Origin of the sequence: Wandonia haliotis, from assembly GCF_039523435.1 — a bacterium.
Classification (GTDB): Bacteria; Bacteroidota; Bacteroidia; order Flavobacteriales_D; family Crocinitomicaceae; genus Wandonia; species Wandonia haliotis.
In genome coordinates this window covers 24,491-31,060 of record NZ_BAAAFH010000006.1, presented here as the reverse complement: position 1 = coordinate 31,060, position 6,570 = coordinate 24,491, and the positions used below count along the sequence as shown (strand labels likewise).

9 protein-coding genes are annotated in these 6,570 nt (G+C 40.4%); 1 reads left to right on the top strand and 8 read right to left on the bottom strand.

All coding sequences use genetic code 11. The annotated features are described in order from the left end of the window. Positions 1-106: 106 nt before the first annotated feature. Together ABDZ97_RS06150 and ABDZ97_RS06145 are read right to left on the bottom strand one after the other, a co-directional pair. Positions 107-355, bottom strand: a complete 249-nt coding sequence (locus tag ABDZ97_RS06150; protein ID WP_343785708.1) for a NifU family protein — start codon at positions 353-355, stop codon at positions 107-109. A 1-nt stretch (position 356) separates the two neighbouring features. Next, the gene (locus tag ABDZ97_RS06145) at positions 357-1,427 is read right to left on the bottom strand and encodes an Mrp/NBP35 family ATP-binding protein (protein ID WP_343785707.1); all 1,071 of its coding nucleotides are present in this window, start codon (positions 1,425-1,427) and stop codon (positions 357-359) included. Between the two features lie 101 nt (positions 1,428-1,528). Here ABDZ97_RS06145 and ABDZ97_RS06140 point away from each other — a divergent pair, with 101 nt between their 5' ends. Then, entirely contained in the window at positions 1,529-1,921 is a 393-nt protein-coding gene (locus tag ABDZ97_RS06140) for an RNA-binding S4 domain-containing protein (RefSeq protein WP_343785706.1), read from the top strand. A 14-nt stretch (positions 1,922-1,935) separates the two neighbouring features. Here ABDZ97_RS06140 and ABDZ97_RS06135 read toward each other — a convergent pair whose 3' ends face one another. The 6 genes from ABDZ97_RS06135 to ABDZ97_RS06110 all read right to left on the bottom strand — a co-directional run bounded on the left by ABDZ97_RS06135 (position 1,936) and on the right by ABDZ97_RS06110 (position 6,520). Beyond that, positions 1,936-2,385, bottom strand: a complete 450-nt coding sequence (locus ABDZ97_RS06135; protein WP_343785704.1) for an SRPBCC family protein — start codon at positions 2,383-2,385, stop codon at positions 1,936-1,938. A gap of 70 nt (positions 2,386-2,455) precedes the next feature. After that, a complete protein-coding gene (locus ABDZ97_RS06130; RefSeq protein WP_343785703.1) occupies positions 2,456-3,049 on the bottom strand; it encodes a Crp/Fnr family transcriptional regulator in 594 nt (197 codons plus the stop codon). Beyond that, entirely contained in the window at positions 3,046-3,939 is an 894-nt protein-coding gene (locus ABDZ97_RS06125) for a glycerophosphodiester phosphodiesterase family protein (RefSeq protein ID WP_343785702.1), read from the bottom strand. Before ABDZ97_RS06125 ends, ABDZ97_RS06130 begins: the two co-directional genes overlap by 4 nt. Positions 3,940-3,962: 23 nt before the next feature. Beyond that, complete coding sequence (locus ABDZ97_RS06120; protein WP_343785701.1) at positions 3,963-4,907, bottom strand: DMT family transporter; 945 nt, start codon at positions 4,905-4,907, stop codon at positions 3,963-3,965. 3 nt (positions 4,908-4,910) lie between these two features. Beyond that, positions 4,911-5,267: an arsenate reductase family protein gene (locus ABDZ97_RS06115; protein ID WP_343785700.1), complete on the bottom strand. Its 357-nt coding sequence runs from the start codon at positions 5,265-5,267 to the stop codon at positions 4,911-4,913. A gap of 53 nt (positions 5,268-5,320) precedes the next feature. After that, positions 5,321-6,520, bottom strand: a complete 1,200-nt coding sequence (locus tag ABDZ97_RS06110) for an acyl-CoA dehydrogenase family protein (RefSeq protein ID WP_343785699.1) — start codon at positions 6,518-6,520, stop codon at positions 5,321-5,323. Positions 6,521-6,570: the final 50 nt, after the last annotated feature.

The window sequence follows — 6,570 nt, the reverse complement described above, 5'->3', positions numbered from 1 at the left end:
ATCCCAGCAAACATGTGTTTGCTGGGATATAATTATTGTTTATTTTAGTCTAAAACCTGTATCGGTTATTTAGGACTAGTCAAATAAATATGAAAAGGATCTGTTACTAGAAGTTCACTGCTTCAACAGAAACGATTTCGGGCACAGCTTTTTTAACGGCTTCTTCTAAGCCTGCTTTTAAGGTCATGACGCTCATATTGCAATCAGAGCAGGCGCCTAATAACTGGACTCGTACTATACCATCATCAGTTATTTCAACCAACTCCATATCACCTCCATCACTATGAAGATGAGGTCGAAGCTGCTCAATCGCTGCCTGAACCTTTTTTTCTATATCTGTTTTATTAAGTGTCATGTTATTTATTTACAACCGTTTCCACCTGAGCTACAAAGTTACGAACTAATTCTTCAAGTGGTTCTGTAATCGGACTATTTTCCTGAAAAGCGGCAGGTCTTCCGAGATCTCCGGCTTCACGTATTCCCTGGACCAAAGGTAAATGCCCTAAAAATGGAACATTCATACTTGCTGCAAGATTTTTAGCTCCGTCTCTGCCAAAGATATAATATTTGTTCTCAGGAAGCTCCTCTGGTGTAAACCAGGCCATGTTTTCAACGATTCCAACCACAGGAACTTTAATTGTTTCTAACTGAAACATATTTACACCCCGTCGGGCATCTGCCAATGCCACTTCCTGAGGAGTACTGACAATTACTGCACCATCAAGAGGGACGGTTTGTACTAAACTCAGGTGAATATCACCTGTTCCGGGAGGTAAATCAATCAGAAGATAATCCAGTTTTCCCCAATAAGCATCAGTAAACAATTGTGTCAGAGCTTTGGAAGCCATAGGTCCTCTCCATACAACAGCATTGTCCGGATCTGTGAAGAATCCAATGGAAAGAATTTGAACACCATACGCCATTACCGGGCTTATTTTTGGTGTTCCTTCCACATCAATCATTGTTGGACGCTCTCCGACTACATCAAACATGGTCGGCATAGAAGGACCATAAATATCCGCGTCAACAACACCAACCTTATAACCTGCTTTAACAAGACCTGCTGCCAGGTTAGAAGTGACCGTTGATTTTCCCACACCTCCTTTTCCGGAAGCTACTGCAATGATGTGTTTTACCTCAGGCAGTATTTTTCGCGGAACAATATGTTGTTCATCTTTGGCCAGTCCGACTACGTGGATGTCAAGCTGCAGATCATCACCAAGCACTTTAGTCAATGCAAATTTTACGGCTTCTTTCATCCGGTTTCTTGCATGAAGTGCAGGATTGGAGACTTTTACCTTCGTCTTAATGGTACGGTTTTCAATCTCTAATTCTTCTACCAGATTAAGCGTGACAATGTCTTTCTTTAAATCCGGTTCTATTACGTTGGAAAGGATTTCCAGAACTTTTTCTCTTGTAACTTCCATTTGCGTACAAATTTAGGGATATTCCGCTGTTTGGAATCATTCTTATGAAGAAAGTTTCCGGTGTGGGATAAAGATCTGGGAAACCTGCTAACTTTGTCAACGTGGCAGTAAGGATAGATAAATATGTATGGTGTGTGCGTCTGACAAAAACACGATCTCAGGCGACGGAACAGGTGAAAAAAGGAAAAATCCGTTTAAACGGAGAGGATATAAAGCCATCGCGGGAAGTAAAAGTGGGAGACAAACTTTCTTTTTCGCGAAACGGAGCTTTGTTTGAATACAAGATTCTGGCTTTACTGGATAAGCGGGTGGGAGCAAAACTGGTTCCTGAATATCTTTCTGAAGAAACAACCCCTGAAGAGTTGGAGAAATATAAGCTCTATCAGGAGTCCCAGAAAATCTATCGTGATTATGGTACAGGTAAACCTACTAAAAAAGATCGTCGGGATCTCAGCGACTTCTGGGAAGGATGGGACGATTGGGATGAGGAATAGAAAGGTATTTTCGACTACCTTTCAGTATTCTTCTCTTCTGCATGTGCTTTAAGCGCCTGATTCCATAGAATGAAATTCGAGGTTGTTTGTTCTTTAATCTTTTTTAGAATAAAACCACTGGCAATTCCTGAGAATTCTTCCCGATGTACTAATCGTACCTGTTCAGGACTAATTTCGGTGAGACGGAAGGAGTGACGACCATCAAATATTCCTTTAACCAGCAACGAACCCAACCATTCGAAATACTGGTCTTCTTCCACTTTTGTGACTATGGGGTTGAACGACATTGTTTTACTCCCTTCGGTTCTCATAACGTTTTTCAACCGTTGTCCGGTTTTGGCAATTCCGCGACATTCTATCAGTATGGGATTCCAGTTTTTATAATCTTCAAGTTGTATAATAATTTGCCAGACCTTTTGCAGAGGAGCGTTGATAATAATTTCAGTATGAATTTGTTTGTCCATGACTTGTTTATTTTTTACAAAGTTAGGACGCGTTTGACATTCCTCCATTAACAATTGTTAAGGGTTCGGATCATTTTCGCTGCTGTTCTATTCTCCTTTTGCGGATTCGACTCATCGAAACAGGTGTTATTCCTAAATACGAGGCGATAATGTGATGTGGAATCCGATGCAGAAGATCTTTATTCGATTGTTCGAATTTTGCATATCGTTCTTCCGGAGAGTCGAGGAGAAAGGAAGACAGTATTTGTTGTGCATTGATAAAGCGTTGCTCTGCAATTTTTCGGGTAATGATGTGCATTTTGGGAACCGTTTGATAGAGTTCCTGCATTTGCCGGTAGTTGATTACTAATAGCTGGCAATCTTCCAGTGTTTCGAGGTATTGAATACCGGGTTCTTGTTTGAGGAAACTATCATAACTGGAAGCGAATAAATGCTCCCGAAAGATGTATGCCGTGATTTCTTCACCGTCTTTACGATAGTATAATCGCAATAAACCTTTATTGATAAAGTAGAGTTCATGGGCAGTTTCTCCTGCTTGTGTCAGAATTGTCTTTTTGGGAACATAACGAAAGCTAAAAAGAGTTTTCATTATCTTCTTTTCAGCTTCATTGAGTTCAGAGAGGGTGTCCAGTAATTGAAAGAAATGGATGAAGTCCGAAGTCATGGGTGTACAACTTTTGTGATGAGGTTCGGATAGTCTGTAATAATGCCGTCTACATGCATAGTAATCAGAGCGCGCATGGTTGGCAGATCATTAACTGTCCAGGGAATTACTTTCATTCCTTTTTTGTGCATTTCCTTTACTTCCTGTTTATTCAGTAGCGAGTAGTGTGGGCTGTAAATGTCTGGCTGTTGGGAAAGCACTGGAAACAAGTTCCTTTTGTCTTTCAAATTTTCAACTAAAAAAGCCGTTTTAACTAGTGGTTTAGTTTTAAAAACTTCGTTCAGAATATCAGGGTCAAAGCTTTGTATTGTTGTTCTTTCTGAGATTTCAAGACGATCTATTTCTGATAAAACGATAGCTGTGAATATAGGAGGTTCCGGAACAAAAATTGTGTACCACTCGGGCATTGATTTCAGTTCAATATTGAAGTTGGGAGGAGGCCGGTTGTTCTCTTCACAATAACTGGCAACAGCATGAACGACTTCTTCTAAAACGGGCTTACTGGTAAACAGTTTTTGTTGTTGAGGAAATCGTTGATGGATTTTACTTCCGCAATCAATTGTAGCAATTTCATCAGCAGTTAAGTCATAAATTCGAATAGAGTCGCCATTATCAACGGAACAGATTTCGGATGAGAACCAGGGTTCATGAGAGACGATCACTTTTCCGTCTTTAGAAATAACAACATCCAGCTCAAGTGTAGTTACAGGAAACTCAAGAGCTTTTAGGAATCCGGCGACGGTATTTTCAGGCATCAATCCGCGTGCGCCTCTGTGTCCCTGCCAGTCGATATTTTTTGTTTCCATTACTTCTTCTTGACGCGTATCAGTCGATTCGGAAGAACAGGAAAATAGGATCAGAAAAATTCCAGAAATCAACTGTACTCTCATGAACTGAAATTTACGGATTTTTTCTATGATTTGATTTGTTGCTCCAGTCTTTTCTGTTTTTTAGAGCTGACAGAGATCAGATAGACACCTAATGCGATTAGCAGTGAACAAAATACTTTTTCCAGTGTAATATCCTGCACATAATCGGCTTTTAACCAACTCATAAAGAGCCAGGCAAATACTCCTGCAAATACGGGTTGAAGATAAATATAACTACTGGCTATAGAAGGGGAGACAATCTTTAAGGCAAAAATATTGAGCAGATAAGCCAAAAAAGTTACCGCAACGATTACAAAAGCGATTTCCCAATAAATAAAAGCCGGAATTGCAGAAAAGTCAACAAGACGTAATTCTGTCCATACAGGAGGATAAAGCATGATATATCCCAGTCCGAAAGTAAACACCAGTGTAATAACCGTAATGGGTTTGTATTTGGACATTAATGGTTTTACAAGCACAAGATACAGCGCATAGGTCAGGGAATTAATGAAAATATAGATATCCCCCAGAATAGAAGAGGTTCCCGAGCCATGCGGATTTCCGAGAAGGATAAGCCATACCGCTCCGAATGTTCCGACAATCACTCCGGTTATTTTGAGGGGCTGTATACGCTCTTTTAACAGGAAAAAAGCAAGAATGACGACCATTATCGGATTGGAAGTCATGATGATGGAAGAGTTAATAGGCGAGGTGAGGTTTAATCCGTTAAAAAAGAACAGCTGATTCAGTGAAACACCGAAGAGAGCACAAAAAGCAATCAGAATAAGATCTTTTCGATTTACCTTTTCCCAGATAAATAGACGTACGATCCATAACAACAAGGTTGCTCCGGCTACACGGATAAGAATTAAACCATTGGGTAATATGTAGTCGGGCATAATATCTTTAGCCAACACATAATTAGCACCATAGATGAGGTTCACCGTCAATAGGGCGAGGTGAGCCCATAAGTTCTCAATTGTTTTCATGTACTAAAGCGATGCCAGAAAATTACCTGCAGCCTCTACCGTTTTTTTACTGTTCCCGGCAAAAATAGTATCTTCATAAACCAAAGCAGGACGTTTCAGGAATGTATAATCCTTCAGAAGAAATTCCCGGTAATCATCATCCGTTTTCACTTTATCTTTAACGTTCCACTCTTTGTATTTCATAGCCCGTTTCGAGAAAATAGCTTCATACGATCCCGCTAACTCTTTCATTTTATCCAATTCTTCTTCCGAATACAGATCACTTTTGATATCCTGCAATGTCACTGATTCGGGAACAGACCACTCATTTAGAATTCTTTGACAAGTGGTACACGTTGATAAATGGAATATTTTTTTCATACTGTCAATGAATAAAAAAGGCTCCGTTGAAGGAGCCTTTTTGAAAATTAAAATTAATTCAAATCAGGCATCTCCCGGGTGAATGATGGGATTCCTGTTACGTCCATACCTGTAATTAACAGGTGAATGTCATGTGTTCCCTCGTAGGTCACTACTGACTCAAGGTTCGCCATGTGACGCATCATAGAATACTCGGAAGTTATTCCCATTCCACCGTGGATCTGACGAGCCTCACGGGCAATATTTAATGCGATCTCAACATTGTTTCTTTTTGCCATTGAGATCTGAGCCGAAGTTGCTTTGCCTTCGTTTCTCAATTGTCCCAGGCGCAATGTCAATAATTGAGCTTTTGTAATTTCTGTAATCATTTCAGCTAACTTCTTTTGAATTAACTGGAAGGCTCCGATAGGAACATTGAACTGTGTTCTTTCCTTTGAGTAACGAAGAGCCTGATCGTAACAATCCATAGCTGCTCCCAAAGCTCCCCACGCAATACCGAATCGAGCCGAATCAAGACAACTCAACGGAGCACCTAGTCCGCTTCTTCCCGGAAGAAGATTTTCCTTTGGTACTTTAACGTTTTCAAAGATCAACTCTCCTGTAGATGAAGCGCGAAGTGATAGTTTTCCGTGCATTTCCGGAGTTGAGAATCCTTCCATACCGCGTTCAACAACCATTCCCCAAATTCGTCCTTCTTCATTTTTCGCCCATACAACAGCGATATCAGCGAAAGGAGCATTCGAAATCCACATTTTGGCTCCGTTCAACAGGTAATGATCTCCCATATCCTTAAAGTTGGTAATCATTCCTGCCGGGTTAGAACCATGGTCAGGTTCTGTTAACCCGAAACACCCCATCATTTCTCCGCTTGCCAGTTTAGGCAAATATTTTTTCTTTTGTTCTTCCGTTCCGTATTTCCAGATTGGGTACATCACAAGAGAACTTTGAACCGAAGCTGTAGATCTCAGACCTGAGTCACAACGTTCCAGTTCCTGCATGATCAATCCGTAAGAAATCTGATCAAGACCCGGACCTCCGTATTCTTCCGGGATGTATGGTCCAAACGCACCAATCTCACCAAGACCCTTCAATAAATGAGTAGGGAAAGTCGCTTTTTCATAATGCTCATCTATAATAGGAGAAACTTCTTTTTTCACCCATGCACGAGCAGCGTCACGGATCATTTTGTGTTCTTCTGTCAACAAATCATCCATGTTGTAATAATCCGGATGCGTATATAAATCAGTTTTCATTGCTTGAATTTTGAAATTCCACGACAAAACTAATATAAATTTTTCATTGA